This is a genomic window from Ideonella flava (genome assembly GCF_051857595.1).
In the GTDB taxonomy this organism is placed as follows: domain Bacteria; phylum Pseudomonadota; class Gammaproteobacteria; order Burkholderiales; family Burkholderiaceae_C; genus Ideonella.
The window spans coordinates 66,331-86,668 of the sequence record NZ_JBPZHD010000005.1; the positions used below are offsets into that span (position 1 = coordinate 66,331).

Annotated in this window: 16 protein-coding genes; 6 read left to right on the forward strand and 10 right to left on the reverse strand. The window is 67.1% G+C overall.

The genetic code is table 11. The features are described from left to right. The first annotated feature begins 10 nt into the window (after nt 1-10). Nucleotides 11-943: an AraC family transcriptional regulator gene (locus ACS5PM_RS11880; protein ID WP_439387837.1), complete on the forward strand. Its 933-nt coding sequence runs from the start codon at nt 11-13 to the stop codon at nt 941-943. 40 nt (nt 944-983) lie between these two features. Next, nucleotides 984-1,448: a CreA family protein gene (locus ACS5PM_RS11885; RefSeq protein WP_439387838.1), complete on the forward strand. Its 465-nt coding sequence runs from the start codon at nt 984-986 to the stop codon at nt 1,446-1,448. A gap of 26 nt (nt 1,449-1,474) precedes the next feature. Here the strand turns inward: ACS5PM_RS11885 and ACS5PM_RS11890 are convergent, their stop codons facing one another. From ACS5PM_RS11890 to ACS5PM_RS11905, 4 genes are all read right to left on the reverse strand, one after another. Then, a complete protein-coding gene (locus tag ACS5PM_RS11890; RefSeq protein ID WP_439387839.1) occupies nt 1,475-2,908 on the reverse strand; it encodes an efflux transporter outer membrane subunit in 1,434 nt (477 codons plus the stop codon). Beyond that, a complete protein-coding gene (locus ACS5PM_RS11895) occupies nt 2,905-6,108 on the reverse strand; it encodes an efflux RND transporter permease subunit (protein WP_439387840.1) in 3,204 nt (1,067 codons plus the stop codon). Before ACS5PM_RS11895 ends, ACS5PM_RS11890 begins: the two co-directional genes overlap by 4 nt. Further along, nucleotides 6,105-9,275, reverse strand: coding sequence for an efflux RND transporter permease subunit (locus ACS5PM_RS11900; protein ID WP_439387841.1), 3,171 nt, complete (start codon nt 9,273-9,275; stop codon nt 6,105-6,107). Before ACS5PM_RS11900 ends, ACS5PM_RS11895 begins: the two co-directional genes overlap by 4 nt. Nucleotides 9,276-9,345: 70 nt before the next feature. Then, nucleotides 9,346-10,716, reverse strand: coding sequence for an efflux RND transporter periplasmic adaptor subunit (locus ACS5PM_RS11905; protein ID WP_439387842.1), 1,371 nt, complete (start codon nt 10,714-10,716; stop codon nt 9,346-9,348). Between the two features lie 557 nt (nt 10,717-11,273). Between ACS5PM_RS11905 and ACS5PM_RS11910 the strand changes: the two genes are divergently transcribed. Beyond that, nucleotides 11,274-12,362: a hypothetical protein gene (locus tag ACS5PM_RS11910; protein WP_439387843.1), complete on the forward strand. Its 1,089-nt coding sequence runs from the start codon at nt 11,274-11,276 to the stop codon at nt 12,360-12,362. 369 nt (nt 12,363-12,731) lie between these two features. On the opposite strand, the gene ACS5PM_RS11915 is transcribed toward ACS5PM_RS11910, so the two are convergent. From ACS5PM_RS11915 to ACS5PM_RS11925, 3 genes are all read right to left on the reverse strand, one after another. Beyond that, nucleotides 12,732-12,962, reverse strand: coding sequence for a DUF2798 domain-containing protein (locus ACS5PM_RS11915; RefSeq protein ID WP_439387844.1), 231 nt, complete (start codon nt 12,960-12,962; stop codon nt 12,732-12,734). A gap of 25 nt (nt 12,963-12,987) precedes the next feature. After that, nucleotides 12,988-13,557: a flavodoxin family protein gene (locus ACS5PM_RS11920; RefSeq protein WP_439387845.1), complete on the reverse strand. Its 570-nt coding sequence runs from the start codon at nt 13,555-13,557 to the stop codon at nt 12,988-12,990. Nucleotides 13,558-13,777: 220 nt separating this feature from the next. Continuing rightward, entirely contained in the window at nt 13,778-14,272 is a 495-nt protein-coding gene (locus ACS5PM_RS11925) for a DUF2938 domain-containing protein (RefSeq protein ID WP_439387846.1), read from the reverse strand. 85 nt (nt 14,273-14,357) lie between these two features. On the opposite strand from ACS5PM_RS11925, the gene ACS5PM_RS11930 reads away from it, so the two are divergent. Further along, nucleotides 14,358-14,798, forward strand: coding sequence for a helix-turn-helix domain-containing protein (locus ACS5PM_RS11930; protein ID WP_439387847.1), 441 nt, complete (start codon nt 14,358-14,360; stop codon nt 14,796-14,798). Between the two features lie 123 nt (nt 14,799-14,921). Here the strand turns inward: ACS5PM_RS11930 and ACS5PM_RS11935 are convergent, their stop codons facing one another. The 3 genes from ACS5PM_RS11935 to ACS5PM_RS11945 all read right to left on the reverse strand — a co-directional run bounded on the left by ACS5PM_RS11935 (nt 14,922) and on the right by ACS5PM_RS11945 (nt 17,618). Continuing rightward, nucleotides 14,922-15,743 carry a phytanoyl-CoA dioxygenase family protein gene (locus ACS5PM_RS11935; RefSeq protein ID WP_439387848.1) on the reverse strand — a complete coding sequence of 274 codons (822 nt, stop codon included), beginning with the start codon at nt 15,741-15,743 and terminating at the stop codon, nt 14,922-14,924. A gap of 167 nt (nt 15,744-15,910) precedes the next feature. Continuing rightward, the gene (locus ACS5PM_RS11940) at nt 15,911-16,840 is read right to left on the reverse strand and encodes a patatin-like phospholipase family protein (protein WP_439387849.1); all 930 of its coding nucleotides are present in this window, start codon (nt 16,838-16,840) and stop codon (nt 15,911-15,913) included. Nucleotides 16,841-16,874: 34 nt separating this feature from the next. Further along, nucleotides 16,875-17,618 (reverse strand): SDR family oxidoreductase, encoded by a 744-nt coding sequence (locus ACS5PM_RS11945; protein ID WP_439387850.1) that lies wholly within the window; start codon nt 17,616-17,618, stop codon nt 16,875-16,877. 99 nt (nt 17,619-17,717) lie between these two features. On the opposite strand from ACS5PM_RS11945, the gene ACS5PM_RS11950 reads away from it, so the two are divergent. Together ACS5PM_RS11950 and ACS5PM_RS11955 are read left to right on the forward strand one after the other, a co-directional pair. Further along, the gene (locus ACS5PM_RS11950) at nt 17,718-18,614 is read left to right on the forward strand and encodes an AraC family transcriptional regulator (protein WP_439387851.1); all 897 of its coding nucleotides are present in this window, start codon (nt 17,718-17,720) and stop codon (nt 18,612-18,614) included. Nucleotides 18,615-19,563: 949 nt separating this feature from the next. Next, the gene (locus ACS5PM_RS11955) at nt 19,564-20,283 is read left to right on the forward strand and encodes a hypothetical protein (RefSeq protein WP_439387852.1); all 720 of its coding nucleotides are present in this window, start codon (nt 19,564-19,566) and stop codon (nt 20,281-20,283) included. Nucleotides 20,284-20,338 lie beyond the last annotated feature (55 nt).

Here is a 20,338-nt window from a genome sequence, read left to right on the forward strand (position 1 = left end):
AGGATTGCTCGTGCCCGCACCCGGCAAGGTCTTGCGCCAGACACGCTTCGCCAACGCGCGACTGAATTCCATCGGTGTGGAGCTGATGACCCTGGCGGAGCTCCACGCCAGGGTGTCCGCGAGGCTGCTGCTGCAGACGGAGCGCGTCGGGTTCTACATGGTGCTGGTGGCCACCGCGGGGCATGGCGAGCATGTGGTCGACTTCGAGCGCTTCGCGTTGCAGGCCGGCCACGTCGTCTTCGTCAGGCCCGGGCAGGTGCAGCAATGGCAGCCGGCGAATGGCCTGCAAGCCGATCTGCTGCTGATCGATCCGGCCGTCATGCGGCCGGCGGCATCGTCATCCGGGCCTGGCCCGATGGCGCTGCTGCACCCCGAGGACTGGGCGGTCCGCTTCAGCATGGACGCCGATGGACTGGCCGCCTGGCACGCGCTGGCGGCCATGCTCCGCCAGGAACTGGACAGGCCGGTGCTGGATCAACTGTCCGCCGCCATGGCGCGCGAACTGCTCGTGTGCCTGTTGCTCGGCCTCAGCCGATCGGCGACCGACCACTCGGCCGCCTCGACGGTGCAAGCCGCCTTGGTGCGGCGCTTCCGCAGCGAGCTGGAAGGCCGTGTCCACACCCGTCCTTCCGTGGCCCAGCTCGCCCGCAAGCTGCGCGTCTCGACGAGCACCTTGACGCGCGCCTGCAAGGAGGTGCTCGGGCATTCGGCCAAGGACGAGGTCGACAGGCGCGTCGCCCTGGAAGCGCAGCGCCTGCTCGTGCACAGCAGCTCGACGTCGGTGGCCATCGGCGAGCTGCTGGGCTTCAGCGAGCCGACGAACTTCGTCAAGTTCTTCCGCCGCCGCGTGGGGACGACGCCGGAGGCGTTCCGGCAGGCGCATCGCCTGGACCGGCATCGAACCCGGGATGACACGGCGCGAGGCGAACCGCTCTCGGCATGAAGGGCTCGCAAGCCCGTCTGCGGGCCTCACAATCGGCGGCATGAAACGTCTTCTTCTCCTGGCCCTGATGGCCTGCGCCCCTGCCGTCCACGCCGAGCGCGTGGGCGAAGTCGACACCGTCTTCAAGCTCATCGGCCCCGACCACAAGATCGTCGTCGATGCCTATGACGACCCTGAAGTCAAGGGCGTCACCTGCTACGTCTCGCGTGCCAAGACCGGCGGCATCAAGGGCGGACTCGGGCTGGCGGAAGACAAGGCCGAGGCATCCATCGCCTGCCGGCAGACCGGGCCGATCTCCTTTGCCAAACCGCTCAGGCAGCAGGACGAGATGTTCAACGAGCGGATCTCGCTGGTCTTCAAGCGCCTGCGCGTCGTGCGGATGGTGGACGCGGCACGCAACACGCTCGTCTACCTCACCTACTCGGACCGGGTGATCGAAGGCTCGCCGCAGAACAGCGTCACGGCCGTGCCGGTGGATCGCGGCACACCCATTCCCGTGCGCTGAGGCGACCCGACCACGGCTGGGCGCCGTCACTTCGCGGCCGCCGGCTCCTCGATCAGCGACGTGTCCCATCCGCCGCCCAGGGCCTGGATCAGGGCCACCGAGGCGAGCTGCCGGCTGCTCGCCACCTGCAGCAGCGTGCGACGCGCGGACAGGGCCGTCGCCTGGGCGGTCACCACCTCGGTGTAGCTCACCTGGGCCGCGCGGTAGCGGTTCATCACCTGCTGCTCGGTCTGGTCGGCCGCTTCCGAGGCGGTGCGGCGAAGGCCCTGCTGAACCTCCAGTTCGCGCGCGGCCACCAGCTGGTCCTCGACATCCTGGAAGGCCGTGAGCACGGCCTGCCGGTAGCTCGCGACGCTCTGCTCCCAGGCCGCCCGGGCCTCGTCGACGCGGGCCGTGCGCGCGCCGGCATCGAACAGGGTCTGCGCCAGCGCCAACCCGATCGACCACGTCGTCGCCGGCAGGCTGAAGAGATCGGACACGCGTGTGCCCGCCTGCGAGGCGCCTGCGCTGAGCGTGAGGGCAGGGAAGTAGGCTGCGCGTTCGACGCCGACCTGGTCGTTGGCCGCCGCGACCGCTCGCTCGGCCGAGGCGATGTCCGGCCGGCGCTGCAGCAGGGTCGACGGCACGCTGACGGGGACTCGTGGCACGACCGTGGAATGCCAATCCCCCGTCGGCAGGCTGAACTGGGCCGGCGCCTCGCCGACGAGCACGGCCATGGCGTGCTCCAGTTGCGCACGCTGGCGAACGAGTGCAGACCGGTCGGCCTGAGCGCTGGCCAGCTGGGTCTGCGCCTGCAGCACGTCGCTCTTGGGCGCGACCCCGGCGTCGTAGCGGTTCTGCGCAATCTGCAGCGAGCGGGCGTAGCCATCGATCGTCGAGCTCACCAGCGCGATCTCGGCATCGGTCTCGCGCAGCGAGAGGTAGTCGGTGACGAACTCGGCCTGGGCGGACAGCGTCGCGGCGGCGAGATCGGCCGCGCTCGCCTGCGCACGTGCGCCGGCGGCCGAGACCGTGTTGCCTATGCGGCCCCACAGGTCCGCCTCCCAGCCGGCGTTCAGGCCCAGCTGGTAGCCGGTGCTGCTGCCCGGCGAGGGCGTGGCGCTGCCCGCATGGCTGCGGGTGGCGGCCGCGCTGAGCGAAAGTGACGGAAAGAGCGCCGCGCGCTGCTCGCGCACCAGCGCCCTGGCCTGCGCGTAGGCTGCGGCAGCCGCAGCGACGTTCTGGTTCGACACCTGCACCCGCGGCACCAGCGAGTCCAGCGCAGGGTCGCCGAACAGCGTCCACCAGGGCCCGCGCGCCAGTTGGTCGGACGGCGTCGCCGTGACCCAGCCCGGCGGGATCTCCTTGAACTGCGCCGGCACCGGCGCCGCCGGCGGCTCGGGAGGTGGCGTGTGGGCGCAGGCGGCAAGCAACACCGCCACGAAAAGCGAAGGCAGCAGGGGCGTGCGGCGCAGTCTCATGAGATCTCCGGATCCGCGGCCTGGCGCGCCAGCAGCCGTTCGTTTGCGCCGCGCCGCCGCAGCTTGTCCATCAGCAGGTACACCACCGGCGTGGTGAGCAGGGTGAGCAGCTGGCTCGCGATGAGCCCGCCGACGATCGCGATGCCGAGCGGCCGCCTCAGCTCGGCCCCTTCTCCGAAACCGATGGCCAGCGGCAGCGCCCCGAGCGCCGCGGCCAGCGTGGTCATGAGGATGGGCCGGAAGCGCAGCAGGCAGGCTTCGCGCACCGCTTCCAGGGCCGACAGCCCGCGGGAGCGCTCGGCGTCGAGCGCGAAGTCGATGATGAGGATGGCGTTCTTCTTCACGATGCCGATGAGCAGGAACACGCCGATGAGCGCGATCAACGAGAACTCCATCTTGAACATGAGCAGCGCGAGCACCGCGCCCACGCCGGCCGAGGGCAGGGTGGACAGCACCGTGACCGGGTGAACCAGGCTCTCGTACAGGATCCCCAGCACGATGTAGATCACCACCAGCGCCGCCGCGATGAGCAGGGGCTGCTGGCTCTGCGTCTGCTGGAAGGCCGCGGCCGTGCCCTGCAGGCTGCCGCGCACGTTGACCGGCATGCCTATCGATGCGCTCGCCTGGGCGATCGCATCGCGCGCCTCGCTCAGCGTGGCCCCTTCGGCCAGGTTGAAGGACACGGTCGTCGCCAGTTCGCCGTCCTGGTGGTTGACGTTGCCGCGGGTCGATTGCTCGGAGAAGCGGGCGATGGACGGCAGCGGCACCATCGTCCTGGCCGACGTGTTCACGGGCGAGCCGGTCGAGGAGTCCTTGAGCCCGGGGTTCGCGCTCACCGCCGCCGAGGCCGGCGCACTCGCCACGGCCGCCGCACCGGCGGGCACCTGCACGTCGTTCAGCGCCAAGGGGCTGCGGGTGAAGCGGGGCATCGCCTGCATCACCACGTGGTACTGGTTCAGCTCGTCGTAGATCGTCGCCACCTGGCGCTGGCCGAAGGCGTCGTAGAGCGCGTTGTCGACGTCCTTGTTCGACAGGCCCAGCCGCGCCGCGCTGTCGCGGTCTATGGTGACGTAGCTCTCGACGCCGTTCTCCTGCTGGTCGGTGTCGACGTCGGTCAGGTCCGGTTGCTGCTTCATCGCATCGGCCAGGCGCGTCGCCCAGCGGCGCAGGTCGGCGGCGTTGTCGCTCTTGAGCGTGTACTGATAGGTGGAGTTGCTCTGCCGGCCGCCCATCCGCAGGTCCTGCACCGGATTGAGGAACAGGCTCACGCCGGTGACCTTGGCGAGCTGCGGCCGCAGCCGGGCAATCACGGCTTGGCCGCTCGCGTCGCGCTGGTCGCGCGGCTTGAGGTTGACGAACACGAAGCCGCCCCCGGCGCGCGCGCCGCCGGTGAAGCCCACCACCGTGTCGACCGCCGGGTCGCTGCGCAGGACGTCCACCAGCTCCCGCAGCTTGCCCTGCATGGCCTGGAAGGAGATGCTCTGGTCCGCGCGCAGCCCCCCGTTGAGCTGCCCCGAATCCTGCTGCGGGAAGAAGCCCTTGGGCGCAGCGATGTAGAGGTAGACATTGAGCCCGACCACCGCGACCAGGATCAGCAGCACCAGCCAGCGGTCGTGCAAGGCCCAGTCGAGAGCGTGCTCGTAGACCTTCAGCACGCGCTCGTAGCCTTTCTCGGCCCAGCGTGCGAAGCGGTTCGGCGGCTTGCGCGGCCGATGGGGATCGTGGCGCGGCAACAGCCACGCGCACATCATCGGCGTGGTGGTGAGCGAAACCACCAGCGAGATCATCACCGCCGCCGACAGCGTGACCGCGAACTCGCGGAACAGCCGGCCCGGCTGGCCGCCCATGAACAGCAGCGGAATGAACACCGCCACCAGCGACAGGCTGATCGACAGCACGGTGAAGCCCACCTCGCGGGCGCCCTGCAGCGCGGCTTCGAAGCGGTCCATCCCCTGCTCGATGTGGCGGCTGGTGTTCTCGAGCACGACGATGGCATCGTCGACCACGAAGCCGGTGGCCACGGTGAGGGCCATCAGGCTCAGGTTGTCCAGGCTGTAGCCCAGCAGTGCCATCACGCCGAAGGTGCCGAGCAGCGAGACGACCGTGGCCACCGCCGGCACGATGGTGGCGCGCAGGCTGCGCAGGAAGGCGCTCACCACCAGCACCACGAGCACGATGGAGATGATCAGCGTCAGCTCGACCTCGTGCAGGGAGGAGCGGATGGAACGCGTGCTGTCGGAGGCGACCTGCACCTCGATGTCGCCCGGCAGCTGCGAACGCAGTTGCGACAGCAGGGCGCGCACGCCGTCCACCGTCTCGATGATGTTGGCGCCCGGCTCGCGCGTGATCAGCACGATCACGGCAGGTTTGCCGTTGAACAGGCCGAGGGTGCGCACATCCTCCGGGCCGTCGCTGACCTCGGCGACATCGCTCAGGCGAACCGGTGCGTTGTTGCGCCAGGCGACGACGAGGTCCCGGTAGTCCGATGCCCGGCGGCCCGGCGTGTTGGTGTAGATCTGCAGGCGGCGGTCGTTGCCCTCGATTGCGCCCTTGGGCCGGTTCGCGTTGGACGCCTGGATCGCGGCGCGCACGTCCTCCAGCGGCACGCCGTAGTTGCCCAGTGCGAGCATGTTGATGTCGACGCGAACCGCCGGCAGCGAGCCGCCGCCGATCTCGACGTCGCCCACGCCTTCGACCTGCGCCACCTTCTGCTGGACGATGTTGGACACCGCTTCGTAGATCTGCCCCGGCGTGCGGGTGGGCGAGGTGAGGGCGAGGATGATGACCGGCGCGTCCGACGGGTTCATCTTGCGGTACGTCGGGTTGCTGCGCAGCGTGGCCGGCAGGTCGGCGCGCGAGGCGTTGATGGCCGCCTGCACCTCGCGCGCGGCGCCGTCGATGTCGCGGTTCAGGTCGAACTGCAGCGTGACGCGGGCCGAGCCGTTGCCGCTGGACGAGGTCATCTCGTTCACGCCGGCGATGACCCCCAGCCGCCGCTCCAGCGGCGTGGCCACGCTGCTGGCCATGGTCTCCGGGCTCGCGCCGGGGATGCTGGCCGACACCGAGATGACCGGAAAGTCCACCTGCGGCAGCGGGGACACCGGCAGCACGAAGAAGGCCGCGATGCCGGCCAGTGCCACGCCTATCGTGAGGAGCACGGTGGCGATGGGCCGCCTGACGAAGGGCGAGCTCAGGTTCACGTCGGCGCCCCTCCTGTGGCCCGCTCGCGCTCGCCGCGCAGCCGCCGCCCCATCCGGTCGAACGCGAGGTAGATCACCGGCGTGGTGAAGAGGGTGAGCACCTGGCTGACGATCAATCCGCCGAAGATCGCCAGGCCCAGCGGCCGGCGCAGCTCGGCGCCTTCGCCCCAGCCGAACATCAGCGGCAGCGCCGCGCCGAGCGCCGCCATGGTCGTCATCAGGATGGGCCTGAAGCGCAGCAGCGCCGCCTGGTGGATCGCCTCGCGCGGCGGCTTGCCCTGCACCCGCTCGGCGTCGATGGCGAAGTCGATCATCATGATCGCGTTCTTCTTCACGATGCCTATCAGCAGGATGATGCCGATGATGCCGATGACGCCCAGGTCATGGCCGCCCAGCATCAGCGCGAGCAGGGCGCCCACGCCGGCCGAGGGCAGCGTCGACAGGATGGTGAGCGGGTGCACGTAGCTCTCGTACAGCACGCCGAGCACGATGTAGACGCAGACGATGGCCGCGAGAATGAGCCAGAGCTCGTTGGCCAGCGACTTCTCGTAGGCGCCTGCCGCACCGAGCAGGGTCAGGGTCACGCTGTCGGGCAGGGCGATCTCCTTGGCCGCAGCACGAATCGCATCCACCGCGGTGCCGAGCGAAACCCCGTCGGCCGTGTCGAAGCCTATCGTCGCCGCGGGGTACTGCGCCACCCGCGTGATCTGCAGCGGCGCCGGCACTTCACGGATCGCCGCGAAGGCCGAAAGCGGGGTCGCCTGGCCGCTGCCCGTGGCCACGTGCAGCGCGGCGAGCGACTGCGGGCTGGTCGCGAGGTCCGGCCGCGCCTCCAGGATCACGCGGTACTGGTTGGTCTGGGTGAAGATGGTCGAGACGATGCGCTGGCCGAAGGCGCTGTACAGCGCATCGTCGACGGCCGACGCGCTGATGCCGAGGCGCGAGGCGGTGTCGCGGTCGATGTCGACTTGCACCGCCAGCCCGGTGGCGCCCACGTCCGAGACTGCGTTGCGTACCTCCTTCACGTCCTGCAGCTTCTGCGTGAGCGCGGTGGCCCAGCGCTGAACCGTCGCCTCGTCGGCACCCTCTATCGAGACGCGGTACTGCGTCGGGCCGGTCTCGGCGTCTATGGTCAGGTCTTGGGTGGGCTGCAGGTAGAGGGTGACGCCGGGGATGGCGGCCACGCGCGAGCGCAGCCGCTCCATCAGTTGCTCCTGCGTTCCGCTGCGGCCCGGCTTCAGCTCGATGAGCATGCTGCCGGTGTGCAGCATGGTGTTGTTCACCGCGTCCACGCCGACGAGCGAGGCGACGTGCAGCACGTCCGGGTCGGCCAGGATGGTTTTCACGGCCTGCTGCTGGAGCTCGGCCATGCGGGCGTAGCTCACCGTCTGCGAAGCCTGCAGGCGCGCTTGCAGTTGCCCCGTGTCCTGCGTCGGGAACAGGCCCTTGGGGACGGCCACGTAGAGGAACACCGTGAGCGCCAGCGTGGCCAGTGCCACCCACAGCGTGGCCGCCTGGCGGTCCAGCACCCATTGCAGGGCCCGGTCGTAGCGCACCACGATCGCATCGAAGCCGCGCTGGATACGCGCGCCGATGCCGTGCGGCTGCTCGCCGCCGCGCAGCATCCGGCCCGACATCATCGGCACCAGGGTCAGCGACACGACGGCGGAGATCAGGATGGTGATCGCCAGCGTGACTGCGAACTCGCGGAACAGGCGCCCCACCACGTCGCCCATGAACAGCAGCGGGATCAGCACCGCGATCAGCGAGACGGTGAGGCTGATGATGGTGAAGCCGATCTGCGTCGCGCCCTTCAGCGCCGCCTGCATCGGCGTCAGCGCATTTTGGCTCCGGCCGGGCGCCTGAGCGCCCTTAACGCCGGTTTCACCGGCATTAGCCTCTGCCGAAACATCACTCGCCATCTCGAGATGGCGAGTGATGTTTTCGATCATCACGATCGCATCGTCGACGACGAAGCCGGTCGCGATGGTCAGCGCCATCAAGCTGAGGTTGTTGAGGCTGTAGCCCAGCAGGTACATCAGGCCGCAGGTGCCGATGAGCGAGATGGGCACCGCCAAGCTGGCGATGACCGTGGCGCGAACGCTGTGGAGGAAGAAGAAGATCACCAGCACGACCATCGCCACGGCCAGCAGCAGCTCGATCTCGACGTGCTCCACCGAGGCGCGGATGCCATTGGTGCGGTCCGACAGCACCTCGACGTGGATGTTGGCGGGCAGCGAGGCGGTGAGCTCGGGCAGCCGCGCCTTGATCGCATCCACCGTCTGGATCACGTTGGCGCCCGGCTGGCGCTGCACGTTGACGATGACCGCGGCGGTCCCGTCGGCCCAGGCGCCGAGCTTGACGTTCTCGGCGCTGTACACGACCGTGGCCACATCGGACAGGCGCACTGGCGCGCCGTTGCGCCAGGCGACGATCAGGCCCTTGTAATCTTCGACGGTCAGCAGCTGGTCGTTGGCATTGATGGTGTACGAGCGCGTCGGCCCGTCGAAACTGCCTTTCGCGCTGTTGGCATTGGCATTGGTGATGGCCGTTCGGATGGCCGTCATGTCGATGCCCTGCGAGGCCAGCGACTGGGTGTCGGCCTGGATGCGCACGGCAGGACGCTGGCCGCCGGCCAGGGTCACCAAGCCCACGCCGTTGACCTGGCTGATCTTCTGCGCCAGGCGCGTGTTGACCAGGTTCTGCACCTCGGGCAGCGTGAGCGTCTCGGAGCTGGCGGCCAGCGTGAGCACTGGCGCATCGGCCGGGTTCACCTTGGCATAGACCGGCGGGGCAGGGAGGTCCTGCGGCAGCGTCGAGTTGGCCGCGTTGATGGCTGCCTGCACCTCCTGCTCGGCCACGTCCAGTGCCACCCCGAGGCTGAACTGCAGCGTGACCATCGAGACCCCGGCCGCGCTGGTGGAGGCGATGCGCTGCAGGCCGGACATCTGGCCGAACTGCTTCTCGAGCGGGGCCGTCACCGTCCGGCCCATGACCTCGGGGCTGGCGCCGGGGTACAGCGTCTGCACCTGGATCGTGGGGTAGTCCACCTGGGGCAGGGCCGACAGCGGCAGGAACCTGAAGGCGACGAGGCCCGCCAGCACGATGGCCACCATCAGCAGCGCCGTGGCGACCGGGCGCAGGATGAAGGGACGTGACGGGCTCATTCGTCGACCCTGGCGCATGAGGCCTGTCCCGCCAGGCGGGAATGGGCCCCTGCGAGCGGCTGGGAGGGGCTCATGAGCCTGCGGCTTCGCTGGCCCGATGGCGGCGCGGGCGGCTGGCGCCGTCTGCGGCGCCCGAAGCGCCACGCTCCCATCCCCCGCGCCCACCGGACGCCCGGCCGCCCGGGGCCGAAGCCGCATCGCCCGGCAGCGTGACGCGGGCGCCATCCTTCAGCCGGTCGCCGCCTTCGGTGATCACGCGTTCGCCCGGTTGGAGGCCCTTGGTGATCGAGACCTTCTCGGCCGTCGAAGGCCCCGCCGTCACCCGGCGCAACGACACCGTCCGGTCATCCTGCAGCACGTAGACAAAGTCACCCTCGGGCCCGTGGCGCAAGGCTGTCAGCGGCACCACGATCGCGCCCTGGACGGTGTCCAGCAGCACCCGCACGTTGACGAACTGGCTGGGGAACAGCGTGCCGGCCTTGTTGTCGAAGCGCGCCTTGGCGCGCACCGTGCCTGTCTGCGTGTCGACCTGGTTGTTGAGCGACCAGAAGCGGCCCTTGTCCAGCTCGGTGACGCGCGTACGGTCCAGCGCGGTGACGGGCAGGGTGGCGCCCTCGGCCGCGCGGCGCTGCAGGTCGGGCAGGCGATCCTGCGGCACCGAGAACTCGACGTCGGCCGGCGCGAGCGTCGTGATCACGGCGATGCCGCCGGTGTCGCTCGACGACACGAGATTGCCGGCGTCAACCACGCGCAGGCCCAGTCTCCCGGCCACCGGCGCCGTGATGCGCGTGTAGGCGAGGTTCAGGCGTGCCGTCCCCTCGGCGGCCTTGTCGGTGATGACCGTGCCTTCGAGCTGCTTGACCAGTGCGGCCTGGGTGTCGACGTCCTGCCGGGCGATCGAATCCTGGCCGAGCAGCGTCTGGTAGCGCTGCAGGGTGACCTTGGCGGCTTCGAGCTGAGCCTCGTCGCGCACGCGCTGGCCGTTCGCTTGCATCAGCGCCATCTCGAAGGGGCGCGGATCGACCACCGCCAGCAACTGGCCCTGGCGGACCATCTGGCCTTCCTTGAACAGGACCTCCTTGAGCACGCCGCTGACCTGGGCGCGCACGGTCACGGTGGCCGAGGGCGTGACGGTGCCCAGCGCATCCAGCCACAGCGGAATATCGGCCTTCACCGCGGCGGCGACACCGACCGTCGTCGGCGGTGCTCCACGACCGCCACGGCCGCCCGGCCCGCCCGGCCCGCCCGGCCCGCCCGGCCCTGGCGGCCCGGACGCGGCGGCCGCCGTCTTGGCCGGATGCGTGAGATACCACGCCAGCCCGCCGAGTCCGGCCATGCAGGCCAGCGCCAGGGTGATGGCGAGCCAGCGGTGGCGAGGGGGACGGCGGGCAGGGGGCTGGGCGGCCGGTTCGCCCACCGCGGGCCCCGGGTCTTTGTCCATGGCGTTCCTTGATTGTTTTCGCGGCCAGGACCCTCCCCGAGAGGCACGACATCCCGCTGCACGCCCGACAGCTTGCATGGATTTCGAACCCGCCGCGAGCCCGATTGCCTGGGGTGAAAGTTCTTTACATCGAGCAAGCTCCTGCCGCCGTCCGGACAGACTCCGGAGCTCACGCCTCGTCACCCTCCTCACTTCTTCCTGGCGATCACAAACCTGGGCCGGTCGCCTTGGCTGCATGCGGCTCACCGCACAGTGCTTCGCCCGCATCCCGTCCGACAGGGGCCAGCTCATCCAGGCTTGGCGCCTCGCTCCTGCTCCTGCCAACACCCGCTGCCATGGGCTGCACCATCTCGAAGAACGGGCCTGTGGGTCCCTCCACCTCTGCGCGGGCGGAAGTGGCAGCGGCTTCGTCCGCGCCTGCACAGTCCCCCGCGTCCAGTCCATCGCACTCGGCAGACTTCCTGTCCGCGCGCAGCAGGTCGCCAGCGACGTCCGAGTCCGGCAGTTCCTCGCCCCCGAGGGCCGCGGTGCTGCATTGGCCCGACGGCGCGAAATCGATGGGATTGCTGCTGGGAGCGTCTTCGCGAGGCGCAGTATTCTTCGCAGACGAGACCGATGGCCCACTCGCGCGGCGATGCCTGAAACCGGCGCGCATGGCGCGAAGCGAGGCTGAGCCAGGGCCCATTGAAGTCGCGTTGGTGCCTGGAAGCGATGCCGAACCCTTGACACACGTCGCTCCGCGGCTGCTCGAGGCCGTGCCGGGCCTCTACCCGAACATGCTGGAGGACCTTGCCGAAACGGCCGGCGGAGAGCCTGGCGGCCTGCGCCATGACGACCTCGCCACGCTGTCGCGCGTCATGCAGGTCGTCTTGCACCACATCGAGGATGACGCCACCGATCCGGGCGCCGTGCGTCGCGCCAGGGAAGCCCTCGAAAGACCTTTCGTCCACGTGACCCTGGAGGCGGAACCAGGCTCTGCCGGGCCGCGTGTCTACCGTTGCGACACCCTCGATGCCGACGGCATCCCGATCAGCCCCGACCTGCGCTCGATGTTGCAGGGGCTGGAGGTGGGCGGGCACCTGCTGTTGCACGTGGCGCAAGCATGCGACGACGCAGTCCACTGGCTGGCCATCTGCGCGACCCGCATATCCGACCGGCAGGTCCAGGTGAACTTGTTCAACCCGAATGGATGGGGCGCCCTGGCGGGCCGGAACGGCTTCGACAGGATTCCGGCCATCGGGAAGTCGCTGTCCATCGAGGAAGCCGCTGAGGCTTTGTCAGATTTGAACGGCGGGGTGATCGACTTCCCGGCGGCCGTCCGCTCGTCACGAGCGCGCGAGCAGTGGCACAACGTCGGTGGCGGGTCACCGCTGTCCGCCTGGTTGCGCGCCGCTGGTCCCGCGACGTTGCAGCTGGCCCCTCATCGCATGACTCCGCAGAAGAGTGAGGATTGCGGCGTCGAGGTGGAGTTCGCCTGGCTCGCCAGCGTCCTGCCGGAGCAGGACTACAAGCTGGCGAAGGCTCATGGCCTCAACGTGCTCCTTCAGGCGGCCGAGGCCAACGACCTGGACGAATCCGTGACCCAGCGCCTGCGCGAGCGGATCACTTCGAGCCTGAGCGGACATTCGATGGCGACGGGCGGGTGAGGGCGGCGAGCCGAACCCCTGGAATGTCCGAACGCCTTCGCGAGTGCCCCGGACTCTCACGCCGCCCGGGCCGCGTTTTGCCACGGCAGCGTGGCGTGGCGTGATGGCGGTGCTAGAGCCAGCCCCAAATCCTGAGCAGCCAGGAAGGGGCGAGACGGCGGCTCGGTCGGTAGCCTTGGCGGACGTGACTCACGGCTGACTCCTTTGGTGCTTCGGGAATCGGTTTGCACGCACTACGCGTGATGTGGAACTGTATGTCCATACAGTATACTCCAGGCATCCCCGTCCAGGCAGTCATCGCCGCTCACGCGGGCCGCCAGGTCGTGAGGGCCACGCCCAGCACGCCCCGCCAGCAGGCGACCGGAAGCTTCATTGCCGGGTGTCGACGAGCAGGGCAACCGTTCGGCGCGCGAGCGGTGCGACGACCAGCACCACCGGGAAGGCCACGAGCCAGGCGGTCAGCCAGGCGCTCGTCCACAGGCCTGCATAGCTGTCACCGAAGCCGACCGCCCGGTACGTGGAGATGCCGGAAACCAGCAGGGACATCAGCCCCGACAGAATCAGGCCGAAGAGAGCAGGCGCCAATTTCTTGGGAAGCATGAGAGTTCTCCTCAGAGGCGTTCGCTCACGCGGTGACCATCACGCGGTTCAGGCTCTCGGCGACGTGACGGCCGAACATCTTGGCGGTCTTGACATCGCCCGGCACGAAAGAGTCTGCCGGTGCAGAGTGCCCCGCCTGCGCCATGAGGCCCGACCACGAACCGAGTCGATTCGCGGCCTCGTCATACGGCACGCCGCTGTGCTGCTCGGGCAGGATGGGGTTGCCCACCCACAGCATCCCGTGCTGCATGGAGAAGACGAACATCGACAACAGCGTTGATTGCTTGTCGCCGGCCGGAAGCGACGACACCGTGAATCCCGCGGCGAGCTTGCCCTTGAGCTGCTGCGTGCGCCACAGGCGGCCGGTGGAGTCCATGAAGGATTTGAACTGGCCAGAGACTCCGCCGAGGTAGGTCGGCGAGCCGAAGATGAAGCCGTCGTACTCGATGAGATCGTCCGGTGTGCGGGCGATGTCTTCCGCCTTGACCAGCTCGGCCTCGATGTCTTCGACGGCCCGGGCGCCGACCAGCACCTGGCGCGCGATGAACTCGGTGTGCCCGTGGGCGCTGTGATAGACGATGGCTAGTTTGCTCATGGGATGAACTCCAGAGGGATGGCAGGACTTCTTGAGGTTGTTCGCCTTCATCGCGAAATCCGAGCGATGAGGCTGCGATTCGGTCGAGGCCGCTTCGCGGTGGCGTCTCCAGGAGGGGCAGGTGCAGCTGAACGCCTCGTCGGCCAACGGCGTGGGCCCGAGCCTTGGCTTGGCGTTGCCAGGTCGCACGTCAGTCGCGGCTTGCCGACGGGTTGGCTGCTCACGCGGTGGCCCACGCGAGCGCTGCGGCAGCCAGGTACATGCCTGCGCCGAACACCCCGTGATTGGCCAGGTTGCGCAGGCAGTTCTTCAGAGGCGTCGGCGTCTTCGATGCCAGGAAGCCCGAACCCATGGCAGGTTGCATCACGAACCAGGGAGCGACCACCGTCACCACCCCGACGGCCAGGGCAGGCAGGAATGTCGGGTGCTCGAGCCAGGCGGCGCCTTGGACGGCGACCAGGAGCGCTGCGTAAACGATGCCAATGAGGTAGTGGGTCAGCCAGCCCAGGCTGAGCTCGAACGGGACTGGCGCCGCTTTCGAAATGACCGTGTGGGCGAACTGACCACGCGGAAAGTGCCCCACCCAGCGACCCACCATGGCGAAGCTGGTGGTAGGTACGCCAAGGCGCGATAGAAGCAACAGCCAGATGTCCATCAACGCCGTGGCGCCGATTCCGACGAGGGCAGTGTGGCCGATGACGTGGGTGGAAAGCATCTGACGACTCCTTCAATCCGTTGACTTGTCCCCGTGTTGAAGCCATGATAGAAGTTGAAGTCAACTTCAAGTCAAGCGGATTTTGATGGACATCTCGGAAGTCGCCAGGAAGTCCGGCGTCGCCGCCTCGGCGCTTCGGTATTACGAACGCAAGGGCCTCATCCAATCGCTGGAGAGCGGTGGCGCGCGACGCCAGTTTTCGCCGGCCGTGCTGGACCAGCTCGCGCTCATCGCGCTGGGGCAGGCGGCCGGGTTCTCGCTGGACGAGATTCGGGTGATGTTCACGCCCGGTGGCCAGCCCAACATCGACCGAGCCATGCTGGCGTCCAAGGCCGACGAGCTCGAGCGCATGGTCAAGCGGCTGAAAGCCATGGTCGAGGGTTTGCGTCACGCGGTGGCGTGTCCCGCGCCGAGCCATGCGGCGTGCCCATCATTCCAGCGGCTGCTGAAGGCGGCCGCTGCAGGCGCGCTCGAAACGCGCCAGGGGCGACTAGCCCCTCGGAGAGCCGGGCAGCCGAGGCTCTAGAGGTCCTGAAGCGCCGACGAGCTCAGCGCCAAGGCAAGGGGAGGCCGGGATGGGTACGAGCCTCACTTCGACGAACCGTCCTTCACTGCCGACTGCCGTTGCTTTGCGTGGGGTATGTGGCGGCTATAGCCACCAGGTGCTGTCACACAGGCTCTGTGCCACGCGGTCGAACAGCGGCAGATGCTCGGTCGGCACCTGAGCGAGGGTCTGTGGCCGGATGCGGATCGCCGGCTGAGGGCGGAAGTTCATCATGTCCACGAACCATTGCCGGGTATAGAGCAGGTACAGGATGGGCCGATGGCGGTCCGACGAATTGCCAGTCCCGTGGTGCGACAGCCGGTAGTCCATCACGCAGCAGCCGCCCATGCGCGGGTACGGCAGTTCGATGTCGTGCCCAGTGAGGTCGGTGGCCACAGGCACGAGGTGCGAGCCTGGCAGCATGGCGGTGGTACCGGTGGCAGGGCTGAGGTCGATCAGAGGGATCGACACCTGCACCGCAAAGCAATCGCGGTCCGCATGTTCCTTGGAGAACAGGGCCGGATGGTCGCGGTGGCGGCGTTGGTCTGGCGCGCCAGCGTAGGCGCACACGCAGTTGAAGCTGTCGAGCTTGAACTCCGGCCCCAGCACCCGCGCCATGAAGCGCAGCAGGAATGGGTTGGCATACAGCGTCGGCGTGCTGAAGGGCGGCTTCATCTCAAGGCAGGACAGGAAGCGACTCGGACCCACTTCCTTCAAGCGAGCGTCCTGCACCATCTCTTCGTTGGTACGGCCGCCCTGATCGGCCAGGAACGCGCGCTGCATGTCAAGCACGAACGACGGGTCGAACACGTCCGGGATCTCGAGATAGCCGGAGGTGCGGAATTTCGCGACTGCACTGTCGATCGCCGCCTCACTGGGGGTCGAGCCATCGGGTTCAAAGGCCGGCAGGCAGAGTGTGGAATGCATGGGTCAGGCTTCAAGGGAGAGTGGGTGCATGGACGGCCACCACGACCGCATGACAGGCAAGACTCTGTCCGTCCGCCGCGGCCGGCGCGTCAGGCGGTGCGACGAGACGTCAGCGCATGCGAAGCAGAGGCCCGGGACGCATCTCCGTTGCCGGCTCCGTGAGCATCTCAAAGCTTCTGCCTACCCAAGGATATTTGTGCTAAAGCAGACCGGGCTGCGGCATATCCGGCTTCAGCGGCGTTTGCGTATTCACCCTTCTTTGCGAGCCCCGGAGATGCCACTCTTGGCCGAATCACCACGTCGGCTTCCGCCATTTCGGACCGCGCAATTTGACAGCTTTGGGTGCGCATGACTCGGTAGACCACGGTAACGGCGCTGAGACCCTGAACAGCGGCCTCATCACAGTAGATGTCGACTGCGATGATGAACTCCGCGCCCATGGCCTTGGCAAACCGAACCGGTACGAGGCTGGTGCTTCCACCATCAACAAGGTGCCCCCCTTCAAAGCTCACTGGAACATTGATTCCCGGCACTGCGGCCGAGGCCTGCACTGCTTGCCCGGATGAGCCGACCATCAGCGCTACTGGCCGCTCGTTCTCAAGGTCTGTGGCAATCGCGGCAAATCGGATGGGGAACTGCTCAATGGGTATGTGACGCGTGACCGTATCCACCCAGGCGGCGATGTTTGCCCCGCGCATCAGGCCGCTCTTGCTCAACGTGAAATCAATCAGGGAAGCTGGCTCTATGGTCTGCGCCACGCGCTCGACCTCGTCAGCCGATAGCCCGCTCGCATAGGCCGCGCCGACCACTGCTCCGGCAGACGTACCGACGACCAAATCCGGCTTGATGCCAACATCCTCCAGCGCGCGCAGGACGCCCACGTGCGCGAAGCCCCTCAAACCTCCACCACCTAGCACCAAGGCGACTCGAGGCCGTTCTTTGCTGGTGCGGGCTTCGGAGTCATCCTCGACTTCCGACAGCGACCGTGGGACCAACTGCGTCTTGACCTCGGCGGCCGTGGTCGTGCAGCCAGCGAACGTCGTGCAGAACAGGGCTCCTGCTACGGATGCCAGGTAGAGGGCACTTCGCATCTTCATGGTCGTCCTCGCGATGGGTCGTGGCGTCTTTCGCTTAGCGGCCTTGGGCCAAGGCAACTGCGTCCGGACCGGCGGGAAAGCAGAGTCTGTCAGAGGTGTCGTTTGCGGCTTGCCACACCACCCGCGCGACGTCGGAGGGCTTGGTCGTTATGGAGGCTCCGGCAAACTCGGCAAACACGCGTTGAGCGTAGGCCGCGTAGGGTGCCGTGATGAGGCCTTGCATGCGTTCGTGGCCGTTGGCTGCGAAGGCCGTATTCGGACCGTACCCCGGCTGGACCAACTTCACGCGCACATCGAACTGCTGGAGTTCCAGGCCGAGTGACGCCGTGAAGCCCTCGACTGCAGTCTTGCTCGCCGTGTAGGCGGCGACAAGCGGAAAGGGCGCCATGGTGGAGCTGGACGTGACGTTGACGATGACGCCGGACCGACGTTGACGGAAGTGCGGCAGCAACTCCTGAGTCACTGCCATGAGGCCGAAGGTGTTGGTCTCGAAGAGCTCGCGCACCGTCTGCATCGGAGTGGCCTCGAAAGCGCCGAGCGCACCGATGCCCGCGTTGTTGACCAGTACGTCGACCGGGCCGGCGGCATCGACCGCGGCCGCGATGCTCTTCGGGTCGGTGACGTCCAGCGCGAGCACGCGCAGGCGTTCGCAACGCGGCAGTACTTCGCTGCGCGGCGCCCGCATCGTTGCAATCACGTTCCAGCCCTGGTCGAGGAAGTAGCGGGCGGTTTCTTGCCCGTAGCCGGAGGTGCAGCCAGTAATCAAGACGGTTTTCATTGGCGGGTCCTTGGTGCGGAGGGATGGCCGGAACGATAGACTGCCAAAACTGGACTGACTACAATTCAGAGTCCGAACTCTTTTATCAAGAGTCCTGTCATGGTCGACCCACTCACTCAGGTCATCTCGCTGCTGCGGCCGGGGGCCGTGTTCTCCAAGGGCATTAGCGGTGCGGGCCGCTGGGGCGTTCGCTATTCGGAGTTCGGTCAACCGAGCTTCTGCGCAGTTCTAGAAGGCTCCTGCCGGCTCGAGGTCGATGGACACGACCCACTGACCCTGGAGGCAGATGACTTCGTTCTGATGCCAGCCACGCCCGGCTTCACGATGTCGGGTTTCGAGCCCGTGACGCCGAAGGCGATGGACCCGCACGCTGCAGCGTCGACGACAGAAGAGCTCCGCCACGGCAGGCAAAGCGGGCCTCCGGACGTCCGCCTGCTCGGCGGCTACTTCGTATTCGACTCCCCCGACTCGGCATTGCTTGTCGCCTTGCTGCCGCAGTTGGTGCATGTGCGCGGCGAGGAGCGGCTGGCGACGCTCGTCAAGCTGGTGAATGGCGAGTCACGTGAGCACAGGGCAGGCCGCGACCTCGTCCTGATGCGTCTCGTCGAGGTCCTCCTCGTCGAGGCACTGCGCTCCACGACAGGAGCAGCCGCGTCGCCTGGACTTGTGCGAGGCCTTGCCGATGCTCGGGTGTCGTTGGCCATCAGGCAAATGCATGAAAGCCCCGAAAGTTCTTGGACGGTTGAGCAACTGGCGAAGGTGGCCGCGTTGTCCCGCTCGGCATTCTTCGAGCGTTTCAGCAGGGCTGTCGGCATTCCTCCCATGGAGTATCTGCTCGCGTGGCGCATGGCCATTGCCAAGCATCTGCTACGTCGAAGCAAGTGTGCGATAGCGGAAATTGCAGAGCGGGTTGGCTATGGCTCAGTCAGCGCATTCAGCACCGCCTTCAGCCGGCATGTGGGACAGCCACCCGCGCGCTTCGCAAGAGCGGTCTAAACAAGACTTCACCGAACGCTCAGATAGTCTGTTCGAAGCAATTCTCCCGACACGAGATCCCCACGCGCAAGCAGCGGTATTGGATCTTAAGAATCAACAACTTGCGATGCTGACAGAGGGATCTGCTGTCGCTCCTCTGCGACGTCACATTCCGTCAGAGTAGTGAGAGCGACACCAAACCCCGTCGAAAGTGGGAAAGCGGTTCGGAACGAAGACTCTCCCGTGCGGACGGAGCCCCGACGCTGCATCTGACTTCTGCGCGAGCCGAGCGACTCCGGATGCGCTACCGACGTAACGATCCGATTGATGCCACAGACTCACCTGTACGTCTGCGCGAGTCACCTGTCGGGCCATGTCGGGCTAATCAAAATGAATCGCTGGGCGGGATCTCGCCGCGGTTGAGTGGGCCTCAGAATCGACCTATAGCCCACTCCTGCAGAGTGGTCATTGCACTGTGACGCCAGTCCCTTGCTGCGAAGCCCAGGCGACGGTCGCGAATGCAAAATCGAGAAGCGATTTACGAGGCGAAACTCAGGTTCGCAGCGGACGCGGCAATCGATATTCAGATCGCTTTGAATATCGATAATACGCGATTCACAGGAGCAATATACGCGCACGCGAATGCGTGTCCTATTCCGCAGCTCTTGCCGAATCGCTCAAAGAAAACTAAGAATCACGACCTCGACAACTGCAAGAGGATCGAGGCTCACCACACCAAGCAAGCAGACAAAGTGCGAAAGCCCGGCCAGAGCCGGGCATCCGCTGCGGTGCGCGCCGCTACCAACAGTGCGCACCAAATGTAGCGTGGTCTAACGCTGGGTTCGGACAGTACGCCCGCTCGGGCTGCCTGTCAAGCCCCGCGCGGGCGGGCTCGCACCTTCGATTCTTGCCGGTCGCGACAGGCGACCCGGCCGTGGTTTGCCGACACCTCCCCTCTGAAGGAGTTGTGATGGCAAAGAAGCGACCCAGCCGCTCAACCCTCGGCGTCCAGATGCGCGGGGCACTGGCGGAGCAATATGGTCAGCGCGGCAAGGGCAAGTCGCACCTCTGGTATTTCTACAGTGACAAGGGCCGCACGGATTTTGTTGTGCCGAGCGATGTGCAGTTTGGCCACGTGCTCTTGCTCGAAAGCGAACCGCGCATACAGAGCGTGAGCTTTCGCCCCCCGCTGCGCCTGGCTCCGACAACAGAGAATCTCGCCGGAACCATCTTCGATGCCGAAGCGACTTGCTCCGATGGTTCCATTGAACTCCACGAGGCGAAGCCATCGTCTTCCCTGGGCCAGAGCCCAGACGCGCACGCCGCGCGGCAATTGGCAATACAGCGGGAAATCGAGGCGTTCGAGCGTTCTCGCGGAAAGGAAGTTCGCCACGTTCTCCTGACAGAGAACGAGATCTTCGCCAATCCCGTTCGCATACGAAACTGGTTTGTGGCACTGCCATGGCTTGCCCAGGCACGCAATCACAGCTTGCTTCAGCCGGGCAACGAAGTTGCGGCCCTCATACACGCTGAAGAGCGTGTTTCGCTCGGTCAGCTCTTGGACTCGGGCGGACCGCTGTATGTGGCGGCGGTCTTGCGCTTCGTCGCCCACGGCCGGTTTGCCAGCGACCTCGACACCGTTCCGTTCACGCGCCGCACCGTCTTTTTGGACAGGCGCAGACAACGTTGATCTCGCCGAGATCGACGCGCAGAGCTTGCCTCCCTCAAGCCTCGCGGCATTGCCT

Coding starts and splice junctions, on each gene's coding strand:
- ACS5PM_RS11885 (WP_439387838.1), top strand. CDS start 984: ATGAAACGTCTTCTTCTCCTGGCCCTGATGGCCTGCGCCCCTGCCGTC.
- ACS5PM_RS11890 (WP_439387839.1), bottom strand. CDS start 2,908: ATGAGACTGCGCCGCACGCCCCTGCTGCCTTCGCTTTTCGTGGCGGTG.
- ACS5PM_RS11900 (WP_439387841.1), bottom strand. CDS start 9,275: ATGAGCCCGTCACGTCCCTTCATCCTGCGCCCGGTCGCCACGGCGCTG.
- ACS5PM_RS11905 (WP_439387842.1), bottom strand. CDS start 10,716: ATGGACAAAGACCCGGGGCCCGCGGTGGGCGAACCGGCCGCCCAGCCC.
- ACS5PM_RS11910 (WP_439387843.1), top strand. CDS start 11,274: ATGGGATTGCTGCTGGGAGCGTCTTCGCGAGGCGCAGTATTCTTCGCA.
- ACS5PM_RS11915 (WP_439387844.1), bottom strand. CDS start 12,962: ATGCTTCCCAAGAAATTGGCGCCTGCTCTCTTCGGCCTGATTCTGTCG.
- ACS5PM_RS11920 (WP_439387845.1), bottom strand. CDS start 13,557: ATGAGCAAACTAGCCATCGTCTATCACAGCGCCCACGGGCACACCGAG.
- ACS5PM_RS11925 (WP_439387846.1), bottom strand. CDS start 14,272: ATGCTTTCCACCCACGTCATCGGCCACACTGCCCTCGTCGGAATCGGC.
- ACS5PM_RS11930 (WP_439387847.1), top strand. CDS start 14,358: ATGGACATCTCGGAAGTCGCCAGGAAGTCCGGCGTCGCCGCCTCGGCG.
- ACS5PM_RS11935 (WP_439387848.1), bottom strand. CDS start 15,743: ATGCATTCCACACTCTGCCTGCCGGCCTTTGAACCCGATGGCTCGACC.
- ACS5PM_RS11940 (WP_439387849.1), bottom strand. CDS start 16,840: ATGAAGATGCGAAGTGCCCTCTACCTGGCATCCGTAGCAGGAGCCCTG.
- ACS5PM_RS11945 (WP_439387850.1), bottom strand. CDS start 17,618: ATGAAAACCGTCTTGATTACTGGCTGCACCTCCGGCTACGGGCAAGAA.
- ACS5PM_RS11950 (WP_439387851.1), top strand. CDS start 17,718: ATGGTCGACCCACTCACTCAGGTCATCTCGCTGCTGCGGCCGGGGGCC.
- ACS5PM_RS11955 (WP_439387852.1), top strand. CDS start 19,564: ATGGCAAAGAAGCGACCCAGCCGCTCAACCCTCGGCGTCCAGATGCGC.